15 protein-coding genes are annotated in these 24,718 nt (G+C 45.7%); 4 read left to right on the top strand and 11 right to left on the bottom strand.

All coding sequences use genetic code 11. The features are described 5' to 3' along the window. Positions 1 to 624: 624 nt before the first annotated feature. From QUB20_RS22975 to treZ, 4 genes are all read right to left on the bottom strand, one after another. Entirely contained in the window at positions 625 to 1,137 is a 513-nt protein-coding gene (locus tag QUB20_RS22975; protein ID WP_333238360.1) for a DUF4112 domain-containing protein, read from the bottom strand. A 198-nt stretch (positions 1,138 to 1,335) separates the two neighbouring features. After that, complete coding sequence (dnaK, locus tag QUB20_RS22970; protein ID WP_333238357.1) at positions 1,336 to 3,252, bottom strand: molecular chaperone DnaK; 1,917 nt, start codon at positions 3,250 to 3,252, stop codon at positions 1,336 to 1,338. A 669-nt stretch (positions 3,253 to 3,921) separates the two neighbouring features. Next, positions 3,922 to 6,717 (bottom strand): malto-oligosyltrehalose synthase, encoded by a 2,796-nt coding sequence (treY, locus tag QUB20_RS22965; protein ID WP_333250846.1) that lies wholly within the window; start codon positions 6,715 to 6,717, stop codon positions 3,922 to 3,924. Positions 6,718 to 6,950: 233 nt separating this feature from the next. Continuing rightward, entirely contained in the window at positions 6,951 to 8,774 is a 1,824-nt protein-coding gene (treZ, locus tag QUB20_RS22960) for a malto-oligosyltrehalose trehalohydrolase (RefSeq protein ID WP_333250839.1), read from the bottom strand. A gap of 316 nt (positions 8,775 to 9,090) precedes the next feature. On the opposite strand from treZ, the gene QUB20_RS22955 reads away from it, so the two are divergent. Beyond that, positions 9,091 to 11,151 carry an amylo-alpha-1,6-glucosidase gene (locus QUB20_RS22955; protein WP_333250848.1) on the top strand — a complete coding sequence of 687 codons (2,061 nt, stop codon included), beginning with the start codon at positions 9,091 to 9,093 and terminating at the stop codon, positions 11,149 to 11,151. 35 nt (positions 11,152 to 11,186) lie between these two features. Further along, positions 11,187 to 12,227, top strand: a complete 1,041-nt coding sequence (locus tag QUB20_RS22950) for a glucokinase (protein ID WP_333250842.1) — start codon at positions 11,187 to 11,189, stop codon at positions 12,225 to 12,227. Positions 12,228 to 12,234: 7 nt separating this feature from the next. Here the strand turns inward: QUB20_RS22950 and QUB20_RS22945 are convergent, their stop codons facing one another. After that, on the bottom strand, positions 12,235 to 12,525 hold the full coding sequence (locus QUB20_RS22945; RefSeq protein WP_333291670.1) for a hypothetical protein: 291 nt from the start codon (positions 12,523 to 12,525) through the stop codon (positions 12,235 to 12,237). Here QUB20_RS22945 and QUB20_RS22940 point away from each other — a divergent pair. Continuing rightward, complete coding sequence (locus QUB20_RS22940) at positions 12,513 to 12,770, top strand: hypothetical protein (RefSeq protein WP_333291668.1); 258 nt, start codon at positions 12,513 to 12,515, stop codon at positions 12,768 to 12,770. The two genes, QUB20_RS22945 and QUB20_RS22940, sit on opposite strands and share 13 nt — an antisense overlap. Before the next feature lie 46 nt (positions 12,771 to 12,816). Here QUB20_RS22940 and QUB20_RS22935 read toward each other — a convergent pair whose 3' ends face one another. The 6 genes from QUB20_RS22935 to QUB20_RS22910 form a co-directional block, all read right to left on the bottom strand. Then, positions 12,817 to 13,404 (bottom strand): REP-associated tyrosine transposase, encoded by a 588-nt coding sequence (locus tag QUB20_RS22935; protein ID WP_333250865.1) that lies wholly within the window; start codon positions 13,402 to 13,404, stop codon positions 12,817 to 12,819. 146 nt (positions 13,405 to 13,550) lie between these two features. Next, a complete protein-coding gene (locus QUB20_RS22930; RefSeq protein ID WP_333250867.1) occupies positions 13,551 to 14,000 on the bottom strand; it encodes an EVE domain-containing protein in 450 nt (149 codons plus the stop codon). Then, the gene (locus QUB20_RS22925; protein ID WP_333250869.1) at positions 13,997 to 16,357 is read right to left on the bottom strand and encodes an FHA domain-containing protein; all 2,361 of its coding nucleotides are present in this window, start codon (positions 16,355 to 16,357) and stop codon (positions 13,997 to 13,999) included. Before QUB20_RS22925 ends, QUB20_RS22930 begins: the two co-directional genes overlap by 4 nt. 160 nt (positions 16,358 to 16,517) lie before the next feature. Next, positions 16,518 to 18,275 (bottom strand): ABC-ATPase domain-containing protein, encoded by a 1,758-nt coding sequence (locus QUB20_RS22920; RefSeq protein WP_333250871.1) that lies wholly within the window; start codon positions 18,273 to 18,275, stop codon positions 16,518 to 16,520. 359 nt (positions 18,276 to 18,634) lie between these two features. After that, positions 18,635 to 19,672 carry a M28 family peptidase gene (locus QUB20_RS22915; protein WP_333250873.1) on the bottom strand — a complete coding sequence of 346 codons (1,038 nt, stop codon included), beginning with the start codon at positions 19,670 to 19,672 and terminating at the stop codon, positions 18,635 to 18,637. A 352-nt stretch (positions 19,673 to 20,024) separates the two neighbouring features. Further along, entirely contained in the window at positions 20,025 to 20,603 is a 579-nt protein-coding gene (locus QUB20_RS22910; RefSeq protein WP_333250875.1) for a hypothetical protein, read from the bottom strand. Positions 20,604 to 20,944: 341 nt separating this feature from the next. On the opposite strand from QUB20_RS22910, the gene QUB20_RS22905 reads away from it, so the two are divergent. After that, positions 20,945 to 24,292 carry an EAL domain-containing protein gene (locus QUB20_RS22905; protein WP_333250877.1) on the top strand — a complete coding sequence of 1,116 codons (3,348 nt, stop codon included), beginning with the start codon at positions 20,945 to 20,947 and terminating at the stop codon, positions 24,290 to 24,292. Positions 24,293 to 24,718: the final 426 nt, after the last annotated feature.

Here is a 24,718-nt window from a genome sequence, read left to right as displayed (position 1 = left end):
GGATTTTCGATTTTCGATTTGGGATTGATTCCACGGATAAATCACGTGGCGGGTACCACCTTTGAAATTCCTGGTCACTACCTAGTTTCAAAGAGAATTAATGCTCTTTAACATAGTTAATAACTTTTGTCAACACATTTAAGATATACTTTTCAATATCCAGAGTGAATTTTATTGTGGAACAGGCATCTTGCTTGTTCTTGAGAATGGTGCAATATCTCAGATTTCTGCCACATATATCTTCTTGGTAAGAGGATCAGAACTTTTATTGGTAGGGGTTGGTTGAATTTTTCAACCCTGACACATTTTAGTATTTATTTATTGAAGATTGATTGCAGCCACTGTTTTTTTTGTAGCTAACACTCCTATTATTTTTCCCAAGTATTGCAGTAAAAAAGTGTGGGGTTTGTTTCCACTCGCCCCGTTTGTAATGTACGGATATGTGAGATTTTATATCTTTGTTGAGGCATAAAAAAAGCAACGCACCTACGGGTAGTTCAACCCAGATGTTTTTCCCTGCCCGTAATCCTCATCCAAGATGATTTTCAAGGAATAATTTGCCCGATTATATGCTATCAATTAGGACACAAAGAAAGGGATTTATCTTGAGCCTCCAACCAAAGATTAACGTCCTGTAATTACTTGAAATAGCCAGCCCAAAAGCATCACACTCAAGAAAATTACACCTCCGACAATTAAAATCAAACCCAATAACAGCGCCACCACAAATAGCCAATCGGCTTTTTTGCCTTGTTCAGGGGAACCTAAATGAGCATCCAGCAATTCTATATTTTTGACATTAGCTTTCCAAGCAACATCCAACAAATCTCCGGCTACCGGTACAGTACCAGCAACTGTATCAAATACGATATTAGCTGCCATTTTTACTAAAGTCTCTTGAGGCACTCCCATTTGAGCGGATTTGAAGACAACATAGCCTGCAAAAATTGAAGTGATTACATCGCCGCCGCCCGGTATAAGTCCCAATATCGGATCGAGTCCGATGCGGTATTTTGTGCCGGGAATCGGAATTGCGTTGTCTAGTAAATGGCTGATCCGGCGGAGTCGGCGCAAGGATGCAATATGAGATTGGCTGGGAGTATTTGGGGAGGAATTTTGTATAGGAGAACGTGACATTTAATGGCTCTCGATTGCGATATTACTGCTAGTTTATGATATTTGTTGAAGCATATTCTAGTTTTGTCTCTATGCCTCAAGCAAGATTTTTAGTGATTTTAGTCGATCGACTTTGGTTTGTTTTTGAATGAACAGAAACCCGGTTTCTGTTCAAAACCGGGTTTCTTGCTTCTAGCTGGGGGCTTTTAATTTAGCCTGTTATTTGTTGCCTTCTGTGAAGTCGGCGTCAATCACGTCGTCGCCGCCGCCAGTGGGGCCACCGTCTCCATAGCCACCAGGGCCACCAGGGCCACCAGGGCCGTCAGTTGGGCCGCCTGCTTGCTGGTACAGGTTGCTGCTGACAGCGTAGAATGCTTGCTGCAACTCTGTTGTCAGTGTCTTGATGCGATCGTCATCTTCACTCTCGATCGCGGATCGCAAGTCTTTAAGCAACCCTTCAATCTTAGTTTTGTCATCAGCGGGAACTTTATCGCCCAATTCTGCCAACTGCTTCTCGATTTGATAGGCTTGAGAATCAGCTTGGTTTTTGCGATCGATTCTTTCGCGACGTTCCTTGTCAGCAGAAGCATTCGATTCAGCTTCCCTCACCATGCGATCGACTTCATTGCTGGGCAAAGTAGAAGCACCAGTAATGCTAATCGATTGCTCCTTGCCAGTACCTTTATCCTTAGCAGCTACATTCAAAATACCGTTAGCATCGATATCGAAAGTAACTTCAATTTGAGGTACGCCACGGGGGGCTGGTGGAACTCCATCTAAGCGGAAGGTTCCCAAATCCTTGTTATCATTGGCCATTTCCCGTTCGCCTTGCAAAACGTGAATTTCCACGTTTGTTTGGCCGTCTACAGCAGTCGAGAAAGTTTCCGACTTCTTGGTAGGAATAGTGGTGTTGCGGGGAATGATTTTGGTCATCACGCCACCCAAGGTTTCGACGCCGAGAGACAGCGGAGTAACGTCGAGCAACAGAATGTCTTTGACTTCGCCGGAGAGTACGCCTGCTTGAATTGCTGCACCGACTGCGACCACTTCATCCGGGTTTACGGTTTGGTTGGGGTCTTTGCCAAGGAGTTTTTTGACCAGTTCTTGCACCGCAGGAATGCGCGTAGAACCACCAACTAAGACGACTTCATTAATTGCAGATTTGTCTAATTTGGCGTCGCGGATCGCATTTTCTACGGGGATGCGGGAGCGATCGATCAAATCGGAACAGAGTTCTTCAAACTTGCCCCGCGTCAAAGTCGTGTCCAAGTGTTTTGGCCCGTCTTGAGTCGCGGTAATAAACGGCAGGTTGATTTCTGCTTGGGTAACGCTCGAAAGCTCAATCTTGGCTTTTTCGGCTGCTTCCGTCAGGCGTTGCAGGGCTTGTTTGTCTTTGCGGAGGTCAATTCCTTCGGCTCTTTGGAATTCATTAGCGATGAAATCAACAATTTTTTTGTCGAAGTCGTCACCGCCGAGGTGAGTGTCTCCAGAAGTTGCTAGCACTTCAAATACGCCGTCGCCTACTTCGAGAATAGATACGTCGAAAGTACCGCCACCTAAGTCAAATACGAGGATGGTTTCGTTGCTCTTTTTATCTAACCCGTAAGCTAAAGCTGCTGCTGTAGGTTCGTTAATAATCCGCAGCACTTCTATACCGGCAATTTTTCCTGCGTCTTTCGTAGCTTGGCGCTGGGAGTCGTTGAAGTAAGCGGGAACAGTAATTACCGCTTGGGTAACAGTTTCGCCGAGGTATTTGCTGGCGTCTTCTACGAGTTTCCGAAGAACTTGTGCAGAAATTTCTTCTGGGGCAAATTGCTTGCCGCGGGCGGGACAGTCTAGTTTGAGGCTGTTGCCGACTTTGAGAACTTTGTAGGAAACTTCAGTGGTTTCGTGGGTTACTTCATCAACCCTACGCCCGATAAACCGTTTTACTGAGTAAAAGGTGTTTTCGGCGTTCATCACGGCTTGACGCTTGGCGATTTGTCCGACAAGTTGATCGCCATTTTTAGCATATGCTACTACGGAAGGTGTGGTGCGACCCCCTTCGGCGTTGGCTATGACGGTGGGTTTGCCGCCTTCCATAACTGCGACGCAGGAGTTTGTCGTACCTAAGTCAATTCCAACTACTTTTCCCATAGGGGTGTTCCGGCTCCAATCTCTACAAAATTTTGGTGTTTTATCTGTGCGATAGTCTGGTTATTCAGGACTGCGATTTTACCTCGCGGTTTACGGGTAGTGAGTCCTGCTTTAATACAGTCTTCGATAGGGTGCTTATCTCTATACTGCGGGCGGTAGACCTTGCGATGAAGGGGTATTTACCGAACCTGTTGGGGGACGGTTGCATCCGTGAGGCTTGCACCGCTACAGTTGTTGACTGCTTTTCTTTACTCTTCCTAATGTACGGTGTGCGATCGATTCGGGTATTGTGGCAAACCGTATACGTTGTGTTGTATTTGCCGTCTTTGTTGTATAAATTTTGTTTGGTTGGTAGGGGCGATCGGTTTTTTGGCTTCCAATCAGGTTTAATATCATTTCCGGTAACACTCATACATGATGTTGACTGTTGACGGTTGACTGTTGACGCCGTGAACAGTCAACCGTCAACAGTCAACAGTGAACTCGAATTTACTATTCCGATGCTAACGGATTTGATATAACATCAATTCTGAAAAGGGACACGGCAATGCCCTGTCCCTACCCGTTTACTTCCAGGCTGTGCCTGGGAAGGAATATTTATTGAGGGAGAGCCTCAAGTCCGCCTCTTGGGAATTTCGGAAAATTCAAGAATTTTCCAGCTTTTCATTGCTATTTTTTACCGATCAGCAGAGCTGCCGGAAAGTAACTCAGAGCGTCACCAATTGCCAAAGTACCGTTACTTTCTACCGCCTGATTTGTAATTGCATCTTTCCAAACCGACGGCATTTCCTCGGATAATTTCAAATTAGTATCTTTCCAGACTTGTTTGCCGATCGGCATTTCTTCCGGTTTGACAATTCCCGTCAAAAACCGGGGAGCAATGACAATAACGCTAGTCTCTCCAAAGCTTCGGGCAAAGGCAACAACATTATCTTTAAACGTGCCAACTGCTTCCAGGGGCAGATAATCGCCTGATTGAAAAACTTGCAAGTATTTTTTTCTCGCTTCTAGGGCTCTTGCCGTCAAAAACAACTTAATTCTCGCGTCTTCTCGCGTCGCAATCAAATCTTCAATTAGTTGCAAAATATCCGTCTGAGCTTGCTCTTTAATTTCCCGCAAAACCTCGATTCTGCGCTCAAAATCTACGGGACGGCGGTTATCTGGATCGACGTGGCTTAAATCCCAGAATTCCGTCCCTTGATAAATGTCGGGAACACCCGGAGCCGTGATTTTCAGCAGCGTTTGAGATAAAGAATTGAAAATTCCGTAATTAGCTACTTTTTTCCAGAAAGGTGTAAACTTGTTGAGAAACTGATTTTGTTCCGAAGTTTCGAGAACGCTATCTACAAAGGTCATAAAACCCGCTTCGTAGTCGTTATCCGGTCTCAGCCAAGCCGTATAAACTTTGGCTTCGCGGACAGCTTTAATCACATAATCTTTCAGGCGATCGACATAATCAGTGTTTTCAATTCCCTCAAAGGGAAAACTGCCGAGCAGAGTTTGGTACAGGAAGTATTCGTCATTAGTATCTGGAACCATCCGATTCACAAAGTTGACTTTCTTAGAAGAGTTTACCTCTCTCCAAGACCTGACTTGCTGTTCCCATTCATCGGGAATTTCTGACAAAACGTTAAGTCTGGCTCGCACATCTTCGCCACGTTTGGTATCGTGGGTAGCTGTCGCATTCATTTTGTGTGGCCAAGCTGCTTGCTGCTGTTGGTTGAACTCGTGAAAATCTCCCAGGGACACGCCGAACTGACTGGGATTTCCTCCCACTTCGTTGAGCGATAAAAGTCGATAGTAGACGTATAAAAGCGTGTCTTCCACGCCTTTTGCCATTAATGGGCCTGTCAACTGCTGGAGTTTCATTACAAAGTGCCGGCGCTGCTCTTTTTGTTCGGGTGTTAGGGTTTCTTCTTCTTCCAGTAACAGCACCGTTTCGATAAATTTAAGTTCCTTGAGGAGTCTGGGTGCTTGTTCTTTGGCATGGGCGATCGCATATTTTACGTAAGTGCGATCGGACTCTCTCAAACCGTCTTGATTGATGTAAGTTCGGTAGACTGGAAAAATTGTCAAAACAGCCGCCAATGCTTTTTCCAAACCGGGACGAGTAAAGTCATTTCCCTGTCTCGATTGACCGGAAATATTCTTCAAAAGTTGAGCGAGATTGTCTACGTCTCCCGCCAAATTTTTCTCAACAATCAGTCCTTTTTTATCTAAAAACAACTGTTCGTAGGGAACGGTAAAGCGAGTAAATCTCTGATATATTTCGGTAAATTGCTGCTCGCGATCGCACCGACAAAAAACGCCGTTTACGTAATTCAAAAAGTCGTAGCCGCTAGTTCCCTCAATCGGCCAATATGAGGGCAAATCTTCTTCGTGTTCCAGAATTTTTTCAACAGTAATATAAGTGTCTCCGACTTTCTCTCGGAGGCGTTTCAAATATTCTGTGGGGTCGTAAAGTCCATCGATGTGGTCGATTCTCAATCCCGTAAACTTTCCCTCATCAACCAGGTCGAAGATCAGAGCGTGGTTTTTATGAAAAACTTTAATCTCTTCAACTTTTACCGAAATAAGTTCGTTTACTGTAAAAAACCTTCGGTAATTAATTTCCTCGGCCCCCACTTTCCAGAAAGACAGACGGTAAAACTGCTCGGAAAGCAATTCGTCTAGCAAATTAAAGCTTTCGGAATTTCCCTTTTCTCCGTTAAAAACTTTGATATTTTCATCGATAAATTCCTGTACAAGGGGATTTTGATTGTAGAGTTCCCACAGCAGTCCTTTGACAAAAGCTATCTGATCGTATCTGGTTTTACCTTTAGTTTCTGAAGGTGTATTTTTAATTAAATAAAGAATTCCTAAAAACTTGATAAAATCTGGATGGCGTCTGCCTAATTCTCTAGCTAAATGCCCCAAGTTATGACTGATGAATTTAGCATAAGATTCAATTCTTACTGGCAATTGTAAGCTATAATAATTGATGGTTAGCCCAATTTCGCTGTATTTGAGTTGAATCTCGCCATTTTCCAGACACTCTCCATAAAAATTCCCCAGCAGCGGAGCCAGCACTCGACCCCTGAGATGTTCGTAAGCGTGATTCCATTCAATATCGAAGTAATCGAAATAGTCGGAATCTGGCCCGTGTTCCAATACGTCTAACAGCAGCAAATTTTGAGTGTCATAAGCCATGTGGTTCGGAACAATATCTTGCAGCCATCCCATGTTCCGTTTCTTGATTTCGTATGTGAGGGCTTCAAAATTTTCTGATGTTCCCAAATCGGGATTGAGCTGATTTGAGTCAACGACATCGTATCCGTGAGAGCTGCCTTTTCTGGCTTTAAATATTGGTGAAGCGTAAAGGTCGGTAATTCCTAAATCTTCCAGATAGCTAAGGATTTGTTTGGCGGCTTCAAAGTTAAAACCTCCATGAAATTGAATCCGATAAGTTGTTGTGGGAATTCTCATCATGTTAATTTTACTCCGGGTTTTTTAGGGTTTTCTCTTTTAATGTATGAGGCAGAGCCTCCTCTACTGCATTCCCGGCCCGAGGCTGGGAATGAGAGAGGCTCTGCCTCCCGTTTCTTGTGGGACTAGATTCCGCGACAGAGGCTGAGAACTACATAGGTTCTGCCTCCTGTTGCTTGTTCCTAGGCTCTGCCTGGGAACGCCTGTATTGGAGGCTCTGCCTCCCGTTTTAATTACTCTAATTCATAGAGTGCGAAACTCTGCGGTTTAACGGTCAATTTTTGCTCTGAAGTTATCTTTTCAGGCAAGCTAGAACCTGAACCCATCCATTTTTCATCAGCAGAGTCTAAAATTTTGTGACCGTTGCCTTGGGGCAGTGTAGCCGTAAAAGTGACATCTTGCGTGTTGAAGTTTAGAATGCAGAATATCTGGCTGTCATCTGTCCAGCGACGTAGAAATAAGATTTTTTCCGCTTCAATGCTGGACACTTCTAGACTGTTTTTGTCGAGTTTTTTAAGGGCTGGTATTGTCCGCCGTAGTTGAATCAAATGTTGATGCCATTCCCAAAGGATTTTGTGTTTGCCTTCGGTTTGTTTTTCCCAGTTTAGCTTACACTTATCGAAAGTCTCAGGACTCTGGGGGTCGTGAAACTCGCCTCGGTCTTCAAAGGCTTTAAATTCTTGTTGTTTGTCTTTGCGGATAGCTTCAATTAAATTTTCGTCCGAGTGGGAAACGAAGTAAAAAAACGGTGCTTCTTCTCCGTATTCTTCTCCCATAAAAAAGAAGGGAATGTAGGGAGAAATTAAAACTGTGCCGGCTGCGAGTTTCAATCCTTCAAAGTCAACTATTTTCGAGAGTCTGTCTCCCAAAATGCGGTTGCCGATTTGGTCGTGGGTTTGGGCAAACACCACAAATTTATGACCCGGTTCATCCTTAACAGAATTGCCGTGTCTCCGCTTTCTGTGGGGGGCGTACTGGCCGGAGTAAACAAAGCTTTCTTTGAAGGCTTTTTCTAAGTGTTCGCACTTGCCGAAATCTTGGTAGTATCGGTCGTCTTCTCCGGTGAGCAAGGCGTGCAGTGAGTGGTGGAAATCATCGCACCATTGGGCGTTTAATCCGAAGCCACCCAGTTCTTTGGGACGTATAGTGCGGACATCATTTAAGTCACTTTCGGCTATTAAGTAAAGTTGCCGTCCTAGTTCTTGGGAAATATCTGCTGTGGCATCGGATAGTTCTTGTAAAAAAGGTCTTGCACCTACTTCAAATATTGCTTGAATTGCATCTAATCTCATGGCATCGATGTGATAGTCTCGAAACCAGTACAGGGCGTTTTCAATAAAGTAGTTACGCACGCCGTCGCTGTAGGCGTCGTCGAAGTTGAGGGGATCTCCCCAAATCGATCCGTATTTTGATGTAAAGTAGGGGCCGAATTGACTGAGGTAGTTGCCTTCGGGGCCGAGGTGGTTGTAAACTACATCGAGAATTACTGAAATGCCGTGTTCGTGGCAGGCGTTGACGAGTGTTTTGAAGCCTTCGGGGCCGCCGTAGGAGTTTTGAACTGCGTAGGGATATACGCCGTCATATCCCCAGTTTCGCTCGCCAGGAAATTGGGCTACTGGCATGATTTCGATGGCGTTGATTCCCAAGTCTTTAAGTTGTTTTAGATGGGGAATTATTGCTTCAAATGTTCCGGCTTGGGTGAATGTGCCGACGTGCAGTTCGTAAATAATCATTTCGGCTAGCGGCACGCCTTGCCAATTTGTGTCAGTCCAAGTAAAAATATTTTGATCTATTACTTGCGACGGAGCGTGTACGCCTTGGGGTTGATATTTTGATGCGGGGTCTGGTCGCTCGGTTTTTCCTTCGATTTGGTAAGTGTAAAGGGTTCCGGGTTCTATGTCTGTAGCTGTGGTTTGCCAATAACCTTCTGCTGATTGTTGCAGGGGTATCAGGCGTTTTTTTGGGGAAACAATTTGGACTGCGATTTGTTTGAGGGTGGGCGCCCAAACGGTAAATTCACATTGGTTATTGCCGAGGTAATTTGCTCCTATCTTCACTTTGAGCCGTTCTCCTTATAAAATAGGTTGGTAGTTCGATCGCCCGACGCGCTATCAAATGCTTGCCCTTAACGTTCAGCGCCTGTTTAGACGGTAATATTACTTAATATAACAAACAACTAACTTTAGACAGAGGCATCAAAGGCTAAAATTGTATATGGGGCAAAAGTAGCGGTTAGTTATGTCTAAATTAGAGCATGAATCGGCCCGGGGGCGATCGTCAAATTAACGGTCTGGAATCGTTAATATTTCTGGTTGATATTATGTCGAAAATCTACCTAAAGGTAGGTCAAAAATCAGCGCGAGTGTGGATTTTATGGTTATGGCTTTTGGACGGGAAATCTGCTGCAATCTTGACTCGGCGGAGTCTCGGGAGTGGTTGGTCACAAACGGGATCGGCGGTTACGCTAGCGGGACGATCGCAAATCTCCTCACCCGCCGCTATCACGGCTTGCTGATAGCCGCCCTCAAACCCCCGCTGGGACGCACTTTGATGCTCGCCAAGCTGGACGAGACGGCTGTGTATCACGATCGCGCCTATCCGCTTTATACAAACCGCTGGGCCGACGCGACGATCGAACCCCACGGCTACAACTACATCGAAAGCTTTCACCTAGAAGGCACGACGCCTGTTTGGAGGTTTGCTCTCGGCGACGCTATCCTGGAAAAGCGGATTTGGATGCAGCAAGGTGCTAACACAACATATATTCAATACCGCTTGCACCGCGCCTCACAACCGATCGCCCTCGCTGTCAAAGCCCTAGTCAACTACCGCGACTACCACCACACAACGAGCGCCGGCGACTGGCAGATGAGCCTAGAAACCTTGGAACGCGGCGTTTGCGTGACGGCATTTCCCAAGGCTGCACCCCTGTACCTGCTGACAGATGCCACAGCAGAGGCCACATTTCGAGTCTCTGCGCCCTTATACAATTGGCATTACGGATTGGATCTAGCAGCCGAAAAGCGCCGCGGATTGGATTGCTGCGAGGATCACTTGCAGGCGGCGACTTTTCACATGACGATCGCACCGGGAACTTCTCTCACATTGATAGCGAGCACGGAGAAAAACCCGCAATTCAACGGGGATGCAGCTTTAGAATCGCGCCGCACTTATGAGGGAGAAGTGCTGGAAAAATGGTCAAAAGCGAGCAAATCTCCCGACTGGATCAATCACTTAGTGCTCGCCGCCGACCAATTTATCGTCAGCCGCCCACTCGCGGAGGAACCCGAAGGCAAAACGATCATCGCCGGATATCCCTGGTTCAGCGACTGGGGGCGCGACACGACGATCGCCCTGCCGGGTCTCACAATCTGTACCGGGCGATGGGAAATTGCGCGATCGATTTTGCGGACATTTGCGCGGTATGTCGATCGGGGGATGCTGCCGAACCGCTTCCCGGATGCGGGCGGCGCACCGGAATACAACACCGCAGACGCCACTCTGTGGTATTTTGAGGCAATTCGCGCTTATATCGATGCCACGGGGGACGACGAACTTTTGAGCGAACTCTGGCCTACTTTATGTGAGATTGTTGATTGGCACATACAGGGAACTCGGTATAACATCCGCGTCGATCCCGATGACGGTTTAGTCTACGCGGGCGAAACCGGCGTGCAACTGACTTGGATGGATGCGAAAATCGAGGATTGGGTGGTGACGCCTCGGATTGGTAAGCCGATCGAACTCAGCGCGCTTTGGTACAATGCTATACAAGCTATGGCAAGTTTTGCTCGAAAATTGGGCAAGCCTCACAATGAATACCAGCAATTGGGCGATCGAACAGCCGCCGGATTCCCTCGCTTCTGGAACGCCTCAACCGGTTACTGTTACGACATTCTCGACGGCCCCGACGGAAACGATAGTTCCCTGCGGCCCAACCAAATATTCGCCGTATCCCTGCCCCTAGACTCGATTCCTCCTCACTCCGCCAACTCCTTGTCAGCGGGGATGCGCCAGGAAACCCGCTATACACCGTTACTGACGCCCATCCAGCAGCGTGGCGTGGTGGACGCCTGCGCTCAACAGTTGCTCACTTCTGTCGGCCTCCGCAGCCTCTCGCCGCAGCACCCGCAGTATCGCGGCGTATACGGAGGCGACCAATTGCAGCGCGACAGCGCCTACCACCAGGGCACAGTTTGGGGCTGGCTGATTGGCCCGTTTGTCTTGGCGCACTTGCACGTATACAAAGACCCAGCACAAGCTCGCGAATTCCTAGAACCGATGGCACATCATATAATGGCCGACGGAGTTGGCAGTCTGAGCGAAATTTTTGAGGGCGACGCCCCCCACTCGCCGCGGGGCTGCACGGCTCAAGCTTGGACTGTGGCTGAGGTGCTGCGGGCTTGGTTGGCAATTAATACTGTGGGTGTTTAAATGGGGAATGTTATCTTTGGTGGAAAAAGAGATTTATGGCATTATTATTAGCGGGCGATATTGGCGGAACTAAGACAATTTTGCGCTTAGTGGAAAGGACTGTTAACGGTGAAATGAACGCTCTTTACGAGTTTCGCTATCCGAGCGGGGAGTTTCCCGATTTAGTACCAATGGTGCAGCAGTTTTTGACGGAAGCTGCTACGAAATTGGATTTTGCGCCATTGCCTGAAAAAGCTTGTTTTGCGATCGCAGGCCCGGTGGTTAATAACACTGCAAAACTGACTAATTTGCCTTGGGTGCTGGAGGCGAAGCGTCTGGAACAGGAATTAGGAATATCACACGTTAGTTTAATTAATGATTTTGTCGCGGTTGGCTACGGCGTGTGGGCTTTGGACGATCGAGATTTGCACACTTTGCAAGTTGGAAAACCCCGCCAACACGATCCAATTGCTGTGATTGGTGCGGGTACTGGTTTGGGAAATTGTTTTGGAATTCCAGAGGCAAATGGCATCAGAGTCTTTTCTTCGGAAGGGGGGCACGGTGACTTTGCTCCTCGCTCGGAGTTGGAGTTTGAATTGCTGAAATATTTGTTAGCAAAACACGACATTCAAAGAATATCGATCGAGCGTGTGGTTTCGGGACTAGGGATTGTTTCAATTTACCAGTTTTTGCGGGACAGAAAGTTTGCTCCTGAATCGCCGGAGATAGGGGAAGTTATCAAAAAATGGGAGTCAGAAATCGGGAAAACTGAGAAGACTGTCGATCCGGGGGCGACAATTGCACAGGCAGCCCTCAAAAAGTGCGATCGGCTTTCCGAACAAACAATGCAAATGTTTGTAGAAGCCTACGGTGCAGTGGCCGGAAATCTCGCTGTGACACTGTTACCTTACGGCGGTTTGTACGTAGCTGGCGGCATTGCTGCTAAGATTTTGCCACTGATTCTAGAAGGGGGTTTTATGCGAGCTTTTACGCACAAAGGCCGGATGGATTCGCTGTTAGAAATGATGCCGGTTCGATTGGTTTTGAATCCCAATGTAGGGTTAATTGGTGCGGCTGTTTGTGCGGCCGGTCTTTAGTATAATTTTAAATAGTTTGGGCGGGCAAGATGCCCACCCCACAAGAATTGTTGTGGCACAGGCATCTTGCCTGTGCAAATATTTGGGGCGGGCAAGATGCCCACCCCACAAGAATTGTTGTGGCACAGGCATCTTGCCTGTGCAAATAGTTTGGGCGGGCAAGATGCCCACCCCACAATAATATTTGTGGCACAGGCATCTTGCCTGTGCAAATAGTTTGGGGCGGGCTAGAAGCCCACCCCACAATAATATTTGTGGCACAGGCATCTTGCCTGTGAAATCCTTGTGGCACAGGCATCTTGCCTGTGCAAATATTTGTGGCACAGGCATCTTGCCTGTGCAAAGAGTTTAGGCGGGCTAGAAGCCCACCCCACAATAATATTTGTGGCACAAGCATCTTGCCTGTGCAAAGAGTTTGGGCGGGCTAGAAGCCCACCCCACAATAATATTTGTGGCACAGGCATCTTGCCTGTGCAAAGAGTTTGGGGCGGGCTAGAAGCCCACCCCAAAATAATATTTGTGGCACAGGCATCTTGCCTGTGACTGAAGCGCGGGCAAGATGCCCACCCCACAAGAAATTCAGAAAAAGCTAAACTTCATACATTTGCCAGAAAAAAGGATATTCCTCTGGAGTCACTGAAAGACCAGCTTTGACAGGATTTTGCCTAATATATTCCCAAAAAACCTGAAATTCTCGTTCATCTCTGACAATGTGGTCATGTCGCTCATCCTGCCAGACAGTACCAATATGCTTCATCACATTGGGAATTTGTTTAGAACTGTAGCTTTTCATACTGTGTAGAATGCTGCTGAGCGACCAGAATTTATGATCCGGCTTTGCTAAAGGCTGCATTAGCATATGCACATGATCAGGCATTACAACTAAGCAAAAGATTTGATACCTTTGCCTATCAAAAAACTGGCAAGCATTGAGGACAACTTTCCTCGCAGCCGGAGTTAATTCCAGCTTTTCCCAAGTATTAAAAGTGATGAAATAGACCGCTCCTTCTAACTCCCAATGAGGTAAATTTCTGTAAGTAACTTTTAATTGAGCATCTCTGAGTTTAAGCGGCAGACTAGAAACCTGTCCCACAAAAAGCTGAGATTGACCTGTGGGGTCGGCATCTTTCCCGCCCAAATCCTGATTGCTTGCCTGACTCAAATTTTCGCGAATCATATGACTAAGTACAACCGCAACTTAGTATAAAATAGCCTAAAAAAAGCAAGATTTTAATACCCTTACCGATGATGTTCGTAACTCTTTAAGTTCTTGTGGGGTGGGCATCTTGCCCGCCCCAAATATGCAGGTTAAATTGCCACTGTTTATCTCATCTTCAAAATCTTCTCAGCAGCAACTTCAGATACCGGCATCACCGATAACCGATTGCCTTTCCTCACCAGCAAAACCTCATCAGCACTAAACTTTTGTTTCAGTTCATCCAAAGATATTAACTTAGCAAATTCCTCAACAAACTCAACTCTCACAGTTTGCCAGCGAGGAGCATCAAACTGCGATTTAGGGTCATAATATTCGCTATTCATATCGAACTGAGTTGGGTCAGCAATTCCAGTTTCCACGACGCGCACTAACCCGACAATACCCGGAATTTTAGTATTAGAATGGTAAAAAAATACTAAGTCTCCCCGACTCATTTCTCGCATAAAATTGCGCGCTTGATAGTTGCGAACGCCATCCCAAATCGAAGTGCGATCGCCCTTCAAGTCCGCAATACTATAAACATCGGGTTCCGACTTCATCAGCCAATAATTCATAAAATATCTTTCCGCTTCTGCAACCACAGAGTCAACATCAAATAAACAAAAATATGCACGCACAAAATACCCCAGTTTAAACCCAAATTTTCCCACGTTGGATCGTAAACAGGAGTAGGCTCAAACGGCTGAGGAAGCGTACTCCCGTCCGGTAATGTAGTAGGCGCGGGAACCATCCCATTCACATTAACTAAAGACCCGTAAGCACCCACAGACCAGCGGCTTAACATCAGCCAAGAAAACTTGCTCGCCGCACCTTCCATCTTAAACAAAACTCCCGAAAAAATAATCTGAGGCAGCAATAATAGAGGCAAAGCGCTATTAGCTTGAGAGCTATTTTTAACAATTGCGGAAACGACTAATCCGAGGCTTATGCAGCTCATCAAAGTTAGGAATGTGGTAATAGTTGCCCCCATCGCCCAGGAAATCAAACTCGGTTCGGGGGATTTAAAAGCAATCAGAATAACTCCTACCATTAACAGCGTTTGCAATACGGCCAAACCAGAAAGTATAAATATTTTTGAACCTAAATAAGCAAACAATCCTAAATTGACCAAACGTTCGCGCAGATAAATAGCAGATTCTTTAACAATTTCTTGCAGAGAAGTTGCCAGTCCTACCCAAATAGCCGCACAGGTAAATACAAATAAAACTCTGAGCGCTAAAGGTGCTAAAGTTGCCTCCGGTGCGCCCATTAATGGGTCTTTATCTCTGACGGCTAGCCGCAGCAAACTAATGCCGATCGGAGCAGTTAAAAGAGCTAAACTCAAGTTAACTAAGTCGCGGGAAATAAGCTGAAAATATCGCTGGGCAAGCAAAACGAGTTGTTTTACAAAAGATTGAGATTTTGGTACAGAAGGTGCAGAAGGCGTTTTTGCATTAGCCTGGCTTCTGCTGAAGTGGTTGACAATATAGCGCTGATAGTAGGGAGATTTATTAAACTTTTCTGCCCAGCTTTGAACGTTGGTTTCTCCTGTTTCTAATTCGTTGTAAATGTCTGCAAAATCGCCCGTTTTGACATCGAAAAAATCGAGCGCTTCCCTAGGCGGGCCGAAGTAACAAAGGCGTCCGCCGCGACCCATAAACACAATACGATCGCACATCGTGATATTTGCCGTCGCGTGAGTTACCAGAATCACCGTCCGGCCTTGATTTGCCAACTTTCGCAGCAGTTGCATCATCTTCTTATCCAAACCCGGATCGAGTCCTGAAGTCGGTTCGTCTAAAAAGAAAAGTTTCGGGTCTGCTAACAGTTCAACTCCGATACTGACCCGCTTTCGCTGTCCGCCGCTAAGCTGTTTTACCAAAGCCTTGCGACGGTGAGTCATTTCAATATCTTCTAAAGTTTTGGCGACTACCTGCTTGACATCTGTATCGGGAGGTAAGCGCAATTTAGCTGCATAACTCAAGACTTCTTCTACTGTCAAATCTGCGTGCACAATATCATCTTGAGGCACGTAACCGATTTGATTGCGGTAAATATTGAAGTTTTGGCGCAGGTTGTCACCGTTGAGAAACACAGCGCCGTTAGTAGTTTTTTCGATGCCTAAAAGCGTCCGCATTAAAGTAGATTTTCCAGCGCCGCTACCGCCGACTAAAGCCACAAACTGCCCCGGTTCGATCGCCAAAGTGATATTATCCAAACGCTTCGGAATCACCAGACTGTCAGCATCCAAACGAATTTGATGGCCGGAGTCTTGCATTTGCAACTCACCGCTGCGGTAAGTTAGAGTAAACGGGCCGATCCGAATTGCATCTCCCTCGGACAATTGTACAGAATTTGTCACTCGCTGACCGTTAACAAAAACCCCGTTAACGCTGTAGTCTCGCAAAATATAATTGCCGCGACTGTCTTGGTCAATTGTGGCGTGGCGTCTAGAAACAAGCGGCGCATCTAATTGCAGCGAAGCGTTTGGATCGCGACCCAACAAAACCGACCGATTCTTAAGAAGAATTGACTGCTTGCTAGGGACAGCAACCTGATTCGCCAGCGGATTAAAATAAGTCAGCAAAACTTGATTTTGAGGATCGAGACCGATTTTAATTTCTGTGCCGTTTTTCAGACAATAACCGTCATTGGGAGTGATGCGAGTGCGATCGACAAATAAGCCATTAGTGCTCGGCCGCTGGCCGTCACCGTCGTAAATCCAGTAATTATCCCCAATTTGGCGCAAAACAGCGTGAACGCCAGAAACTGCCCGCCAGGGTTCGGGAATGACTAAATCAGCACGAGTGCGATCGCGTCCCAATACGTGCTGCCGCTGTTTTAACTCTAACTGTAAAACCTCCCCTTGATTGCTTAATACTATATAAGGTCGATCGCTTAAAGCAGTCAGTTGTCCTATATTGCCTGTCATACTTCAATCGCGGTTTTTGCACTCACTTTTGTCAGCATATCAAAAAGTGGAAGTCGTTAGTCATTAGTCATTAGTGCGTAGGTTGGGTTGAGGAACGAAACCCAACATTTTCGCTACAATTTTCCACGGGCCCAAGCGTCTTGACTTATATTAAGCAAGTCTACTTAGCAACAACCGACAAACTACGAAGCCGATTAATTGCCGCCGCCAATTCAAACCGTCGAAACATGGCAAAATCCCCTTCAGGAAAAGGCGATAAAATATCCATCCCCTGCGCCTCAATATCTGCCATCACCAAATCTATGATTTCCGACAAAGTGCGTTTTCCGTCCATGTATTGCTGCTTAGCATAAACCATTGCCGCAGCGATCGCCCTTAACTGTCCGCTGTCCACAATTTGCTCAACCGCCCCCAAATCAATCTCCTCAGTTCCGAAAGCCAATTCATCAACATCCCGCACCTTCACCCGCACATTTCGCCGTCCCCGACTCGGATCTAAACTAGCAGGAATCGGCACTCTTTGAGTAATCTCACCAAAATTTTCTCCCCCTTCAGCAGCACGGCTAATCGAGTAATTTATAGCAATTTCTTTAGCTTTTTCAGTCACATCATGTGCTTGAAAATTTTCCATTGCAATCACAGTATCCGCCACATCAAAATAATCGCCGCTTCCGCCCATGACTAAAATAGTCGATACGCCATAATCCGCATACAATTGTCTCACTTTATCAATAAACGGTGTAATCGGTTCCTTATCCTTAGCGATGAGTTCCTGCATTCGGCGATCGCGAATCATAAAATTCGTCGCCGCCGTATCCTCATCCACCAATAAAACAGGCACTAAATCCTCTTGACAAGAAGCGACTAATTCCAAAGCCTCGATAATATTAGCAGCTTGCGACGTACTGCCGCTCGCATTCTCAGTATAAAATTGTGCAGTATCTCTACCTTGCGGCAAGTGGTTAATAAAAGGCGAAATATCAACTCCTGCAACACTTCTCCCATCTTCCGCTCTAATTTTAACCGCCGCCGGATTAGTCACCACAAATTCCCTACCATCTCCGGGAATTCGGTTGTAAACCCCCAACTCGATCGCCCTGAGTAAAGTTGATTTGCCGTGATAGCCGCCCCCAACAATCAAAGTAATGCCAGCGGGAATACCCATACCGGAAATCAAACCGCGATTCGGACAATTAAACTCAACTTTTAATGACGGCGGCGACTGAAAAGCCACCGCATTATTTAACAAAGGACTGTTGTCAACACCGCTGCGGCGGGGTAAAATAGAACCGTCAGCAACAAACGCAACTAATCCGTTTTCAGCTAACTGCTGCCGCAGCCAGTCAGCATCTTCTACAGTTTCAACGTGACGGCGACATTCCGCAGCATTTAAGTTAGCATACTTCAGAGAATTGCTGACAATTTGCGGAATATCTTCGCACAGCATTTCAGCAGCTTGTCGCCCTAAAATACTGCGCCCGCCCGCTGGAAGTCCGACGGCAAATCGCAGTTCAACTCCTCCTAAATCTCCGATATCTGATCGAGCTGAGGAAATGATAAACGCGGAAGTTCGCTCTAAAACTTCTTGTCCGAACCGAGTCACTGCAATCATACCGCTTTTGCCAGTGCCGCGTTTGCTGCTGATGCTGTAGGCTGCTTTGTCAAACTGCCGAGTTAGGTAATCTCGCAAGGCTATTTCTCGACTGCGAGAGTTGAAAAGTTCGCGGGGAATTTGAGCAATGTTGGGGGGAACTATGACTCTAAATTTACTGGGAGAAGCAAAGGGATCTCCCTGCACGTAATCAATTATTAATGTGAATTCTGAAAATTCGTAACTACCTTGAATGTCTTTGTATGCTTTGTAGCCTCGATTGTCTAGTTGCAGTAAATGCCGTTGCAGGCTTTCTTTGTTAGTCATTTGTTATTACTTATTTGTTATTTACCTAGTTCCTAGGCTCTGCCTAGGAACAGATTTCCAGAGGCTCTGCCTCGCTTGCTTTGCGTGGGAAAATTGGAGGCAGAGCCTCCGGATATGCGTTACCAGGCTCTGCCTGGTAACGAGTAGATTACCGATTACCAATTACCGTAAATGCCCTTGCAAGCTTTCTTTGTTAGTCATTTGTTATTTGTTATTTAGCTGGTTTTACCTAGTTCCTAGGCTCTGCCTAGGAACCGATTTCCAGAGGCTCTGCCTCGCTTGCTTGGCGTGGGAAATTTGGAGGCAGAGCCTCCCGATATGCGTTACCAGGCTCTGCCTGGTAACGAGTAGATTACCAATTACCGAATTTCCAATAATTTAGCCGTGGCATTAACAACAATTTGAGCAGAACCGGCGAAAAAAGGTCGATCGATAGTTGCTAATGTATCGCTAGATTGGTGATAGTGGGGCGATCGCAAATTTGCAGTATCCGTCACCAACACAGCACCAATCCCTTTATACCAGAAAGGCGCGTGGTCACTGCGTAAAACATCGGGAGTCAGCAACCCTTTCAGGGGAACCGGCAGCGCCACCACCGGAGGCAAATCGGCTTTTCGCGACTCCGCAAAACTTTTCAATAGCTGCGGATGTTCCGCATCCCCAATCACAGCGATAAACTCGCCTTTATCGGGAGAAGTTACCCCCGATGCTTCTAGAAAAGGTTGCGCTGTCAATCCTTCGGGATATTGCTGACATCCGGGCGTGCGGCACGCATAACCTACCATATCTAGGACGATCGCACCCTGCAAATTTTTTAACCGCGCGTCGCTACCTGTAAATGCTAAACTGCCTAAAAGTCCGAGTTCTTCCCTGTCGAAAAAAGCTACTTGCAATGTCCGAGGCGTGGGACGAGAACCCAGCAATCTTGCTACTTCTAAAACTACTGCAACTCCCGTCGCATTGTCGTCAGCGCCGGGGGAGTTTGGTACAGTATCGTAGTGTGCTGCAACTAAAATTGCACCGGCGTTTGAGTCAGTGCCTTTTCTTTCGGCAAAGACGTTAATTCCGCGATCGAACGGCTGCAACTCTGCGGAAAATCCTAATGTTTGTAGTTGTTGGGAAATGTAGTCTCTAGTAAAAGAGCGATCTCGTTCTCCATCGCGTTCTCCTGCTAAACTATCGACGTGTTTCCACAACCGAGACGGGTCAATTTGGGGCTGAAAAAAACTATTTTTTTCAGCAGGAAGCGGTAAGGGAGACGGTTTTTGGGAAGTGTGGATATTGCGATCGATCCCAACTTCGGGTACAGCCGACAACCGCTGCCACGAGTCAGAACCCCAGCCCGCCGCCGTCACCGCAACCACAATAAATAGCGCTATCCAAATCAATTGTTTCATTAGTAAGTCTATTTGAGATTTTAGACAGAGCTTACGCACTCCTCACTCCCATAAACCGGGTTTTTTAGCGGAAGCGAGGGCAGCCACAAAGTCTTTTCGTAAAACCCGGTTGATGCGTTCAGAACTGTTATATTTTAGATTTTATATTGACACCAGAGTTAAAAATAAACCTGTTTCAAAAAATGAAACTCAAAACTCTTAAAATTAACTGCGCCAGAGGCAGTTTTGTATTTTATCTCTGAAAAAGCAGGTAAAAGCCTTGGGATGTTGCCGTCGAATCTGTCTTGCTTATTTGAGCGTTCGACGGCGACATTCAAGTCACTAATTTACCTTTTAAATTTACAATCCAAAACTACTTTTTTTCCCACTCAATCTCCTTATTCTCCAAGATCAACCCGCTGCTGCTGGGAACAGCGTAAGGAATAGTTGTTGCAGAAAATTTGACTATTTGAGTTGGTTGTTGAAACCACTCGGAATAACTGGGATTGAGTTGGTCGTACAGTGCTTTCAAAGCTTGGATTTCGGCCTGTAGCTGCGCTGCTGCTTGATTGATTCTGCGAGCTTGTGTTTGCAAGCGCTTTTCCCCGGTTTGAACTTTGTTTTCTAGTTCTTGCCAGTGCTCTCCGGCCACCAACTTTTCTAGTTCACCTTGCTTGTAATTGAGTAAAGCCTGTTTTGCCTGCAGTTGCTTTTCAATATTTTTAGTCTCTCGGTCAATTTCCTGGATTTGCTGCAACCACTGCTCCCCAAAAGCAGCAGTTTGCTGGTGGAACTCGGCAATGGCTTCAGGAGTATTATTTTTGGGAAAACTGACTGCCACTCGGCACTCTGAGCGCTCTACGCCAAGTTTTTCCCGCGACTCTTGCAGGGCGGTAAGTTCTGCTTGCAGCGCGCGGACTTCTTTTTGGAGTTCTGGGATGGTCTGACTCATGGGTTCAATTAGTGGACCTCTGCATAGATTTTAAGCTAATTGTTTATTTTTCTAACAAATCCCGATCGCCTCCTTGCGGGAATTATCTAATTTTAGCGCGCTTCCACCCGGTGTCTAGGCAGAATGGCGGATAATTTGTGGCACAATGGCTGATGACACATTTTAAATTAAGATTAAAATTGTAATTAGTTATAAAGCTAAGTTATTAACTGGCTAAAATTTAATTTACAAATCCACATGAATTAATGGTGGCTGGGTTTTCCTATGGCAGAGAAACTTCTGCTAAGATTTTTACAATTTTTGGTTACTAAAAAAGTATTTTATCTTAGGAAATAGAGCAAATGAAAATAATTTTTCAATTAATTTGGGGATATTTCGCGGTTGCTATTTTTGGTGTGGAATCTAGCATGAGTGCAAAAATATTACCGATAAGTGTATGGGGTGAATCTGGCACTCACCCTGTAGAAAGGGTTTTGGTGCTGTCTCAAAAACATAGCTATTTGCGATCGGCATCTCGTCCCCTTACCTCTGGAAGCGCCGCATTATTTTTGAATCATTTATCCCAAATTGAACCACGAAGATTACCAAATTACAATCAGATTAACTCTCAAAACACCAATAAAGAAGAACCTAATTTTAGGTTAAAAATCATCGGTTATTCTCTGGTTTGTCTTTGTTTAGTAATTTCATTATTGATCCGGGAGAAGACAGTAAATAGCTTATCCAAGACGATGAGGTTAATCAAGCCGAAGTCTGAAACAGAGAATGACAAGCTACCAAAAGGAGAAAAAGTGTTATATCCAAAAAAAGAACAGGATATCTGGCATACTATTGCCCAGATGACCCAAGATTTGCAGCAAACTGCCGAATATGCTCTCGATATTTGTGAGGAAATGAACGTCTCGATAATCGCGACGACTCCAGGCGGTCATATCCTATCGTTAAACCAAGCTACCTGTCAACTTTTGGGATACTCTAAAAAAGAGTTGTTAGGCAAACCAATAGCCGGACTTTTTAAGAAAAGTGAATCACCAGCCCCGGTGTTAGATTTAGGAAGTTTAACAGCCGAAGGTTCTGTCCACAACGTGGAAAAAGTCTACCTTTCTAAACAGCGAAAAAAAATAATTGTACTGCTTTCTATTTCAATTATTTGCGACAGTCAAGGCAAGGTCAGCGGTAAGTTATACATAGCACAAAATATTACCGAAAGCAAGCAGGTTGAAAGAAATTTGCGACGCAGTGAAAAAAAGTTTCGCCAACTGATAGAAACTGTTAATGCTGTTGCATTTATCTATCACCGCAGACAGTTCCGCTATGTCAATGCTGAGACAGAAGCTCTGACAGGATATACTCGCGAAGAATTACTAGCATTGGATTTATACGACTTAATTCATCTAGATTTTATAGAAATAGTTAAAAAATGGGGTAAATCCAGTCATGCGCGCTCAACAGCAGGCTCTAAATATGAATTAGTAATAGTCACGAAAACTGGAGAAATGCGCTGGATTGAAGCAACTGTAGATATTATAAAATTTGAAAAAAAAGCCTCAATATTAATCACAGCATTTGACATCAGCGATCGCAAATTAGCAGAGTTAGAACGAGAAACATCTCTTTCCTTGCTTCAAGCAACCATTGAATCTACTGCTGACGGTATTCTGGCGGTTGACAGTGGAGGCACAGTGCTCACCTTTAACCGCAAGTTTGCCGAAATGTGGCAGTTGCCGGATTTCCTGCTGGATTCGAGAGATAACAACCAAATTTTGGCGTTTGGAATCAACCAGTTAAAATATCCGGAAATATTTCTCAACCGTGCTAAAGAATTGTCCGATCGCCCTACCGAAGAAAGTTACGATATCATTGAGTTAACAGATGGCAGAATCTTCGAGCGCTACTCGTTGCCTCAGCGCACGGGAGGCAAAATTACTGGTCGAGTATTCAGCTTTCGGGATGTAACGGAACGGGTGCAATCCGAAGAAAAACTACGCAAAAGCGAAGAACGCTTTCACCTGCTGACGCGGGCGACAAATGACGCCGTATGGGATTTTGATTTGTTAAAAAATGAGTATTGGTTGAGCGAAGAATTTGAAAAAGTTTTTGGATACAAACTCAACCAAACTCAGACGATAGAATTAGAATCTTGGTGGTTAAATATTCATCCCGAAGAACGGGAAAGAGTGATGTTTAGCTTCAACCAAACAATGAACTCAGACGCTCAATGTTGGTCGGAAGAATACAGCTTTCACCGTGCAGACGGGGGATATGTTTTTGTGCTCGATCGCGGCTATATCATCCGCAATGAAAGTGGCCAAGCAGTAAGGGCTATCGGCACGATGATGGATATCACTCAGCGCAAGCAAGCTGAAGAAATTATTCGCTATCAAGCTGTTTATGACCAACTCACCGGTTTACCGAACCGGATACTGTTTAACGAGAGGCTGCTGGCGTCCTTAAAACAAGCTAAACAAACAAAAAAAATGCTTGCTGTGATGTTTTTAGACTTGGACAGGTTCAAAAAGATTAATGATACACTAGGTCACGCTGCGGGCGATCGCCTGTTAGAAGGTTTTGCCGGACGCATCAGCGACACTTTGCGATCGACTGACACGGTAGCCCGCTGGGGAGGCGACGAATTTACCATACTGCTTCCCGACATCAATTGCTTAGAAGATGCCGTTAAAACAGCTCAAAGAATACTCAACAATTTAAAGCCACCATTTAAACTAGAAGGACAACCGTTTCATGTTAGCAGCAGCATCGGCATTGCCCTTTATCCCGATGATGGTGAAGAGGCCGAAACTTTAGTCAAAAATGCCGATGCTGCCTTGTACTACGCTAAAGAAATGGGAAGAAATAACTATCAGTTATATACTTCAACACTTAATCCCCACAGCAGCCATTTACTAACTATAGAACACAGACTGCACGAGGCTTTAGAACAAGGAGAATTTGAGGTTTTCTATCAGCCAAAAGTCAACATTACTACTTGGCAAATTCAGGGCATGGAAGCTCTGCTGCGCTGGCAACATCCACAATTAGGTTTAGTTACTCCCGCTACATTTATTCCCATCGCCGAAGAGAACGGACTCATTGTACCTATTGGGGAATGGGTGCTGCAAACAGCCTGCACTCAAAATAAAGCTTGGCAGGATGCTTTGCAGCCAGATTTGCGGGTAGCAGTCAACGTTTCGGCTCGGCAGTTCCAGCAATTTAATTTATTAGAAATGGTAGCGAACTGCTTGGAAAAAACTGGTTTAGCACCCAAATATTTAGAGTTAGAAATTACCGAAACTACAGCCATGCAAGATGTGGATTATACCACAAAAGTTCTCAGGGAGTTGCAGAATATGGGAGTGCAAATTGCGCTGGACGATTTCGGCACGGGTTATTGTTCTCTAAATTATCTCAAAAAGTTTCCCTTGAATATCTTAAAAATAGACAGGTCGTTTGTCAGCGGATTGACGACCGATCCCTGCGAACGGGCGATCGCCAAGGCTGTAGCGACCCTGGGGCGAGATTTGAACTTGAGCGTGGTAGCCGAAGGAGTAGAAACTCAAGAGCAGTTGGAGTGTTTGCGCGAACTGCACTGTCAAGAAATTCAGGGTCATTATTTCAGCCCTGCACTCTCGGCTGGCGATGCTAGGAAGCTATTGCTAAATTCTCAGTTGCAACAAGTGAAAATTGCTTAATTAGTCATTAGTCATTAGTTATTAGTCATCAGTCAATTGTAGGGTGGGTGAGGCGCGGTTCAAGATTTATCTATTGCTGACAATAGTTAATCGGCGCGCCTCACCCACCAATAGGGATCAGGTGCTTCGTGCGCCCCCGAAAGTTATAGTTCTTGACCGCGAATCTTAGTCTCCCGACTTATTTTCCTGCGCTGCACCCCCAACATCATCACTGCTAGAGGGCTTCGGCGGGCCTAAGTTGTCGGGCAATTCGTTAAGATTCTTGCCCAAAGCGTGACACAGCGCTTTAACTTGAGGAATTGTCAGCTCAGGGGCATCAAGTCCTCGCTCCCGCCACCGCAGTTAAAAGCTTAGGAATGAGAATTAAATAACTTCCACTCTTGAAAGTGGGATGGGCGTCCCGCCCGTCCTTTTTGGACGGGCGGG

Origin of the sequence: Microcoleus sp. B4-C2 (genome assembly GCF_036705265.1) — a bacterium.
GTDB lineage: Bacteria > Cyanobacteriota > Cyanobacteriia > Cyanobacteriales > Microcoleaceae > Microcoleus.
The sequence above is the reverse complement of the archived record's forward strand: the minus strand, read 5'-3'. Positions and strand labels throughout refer to the sequence as shown.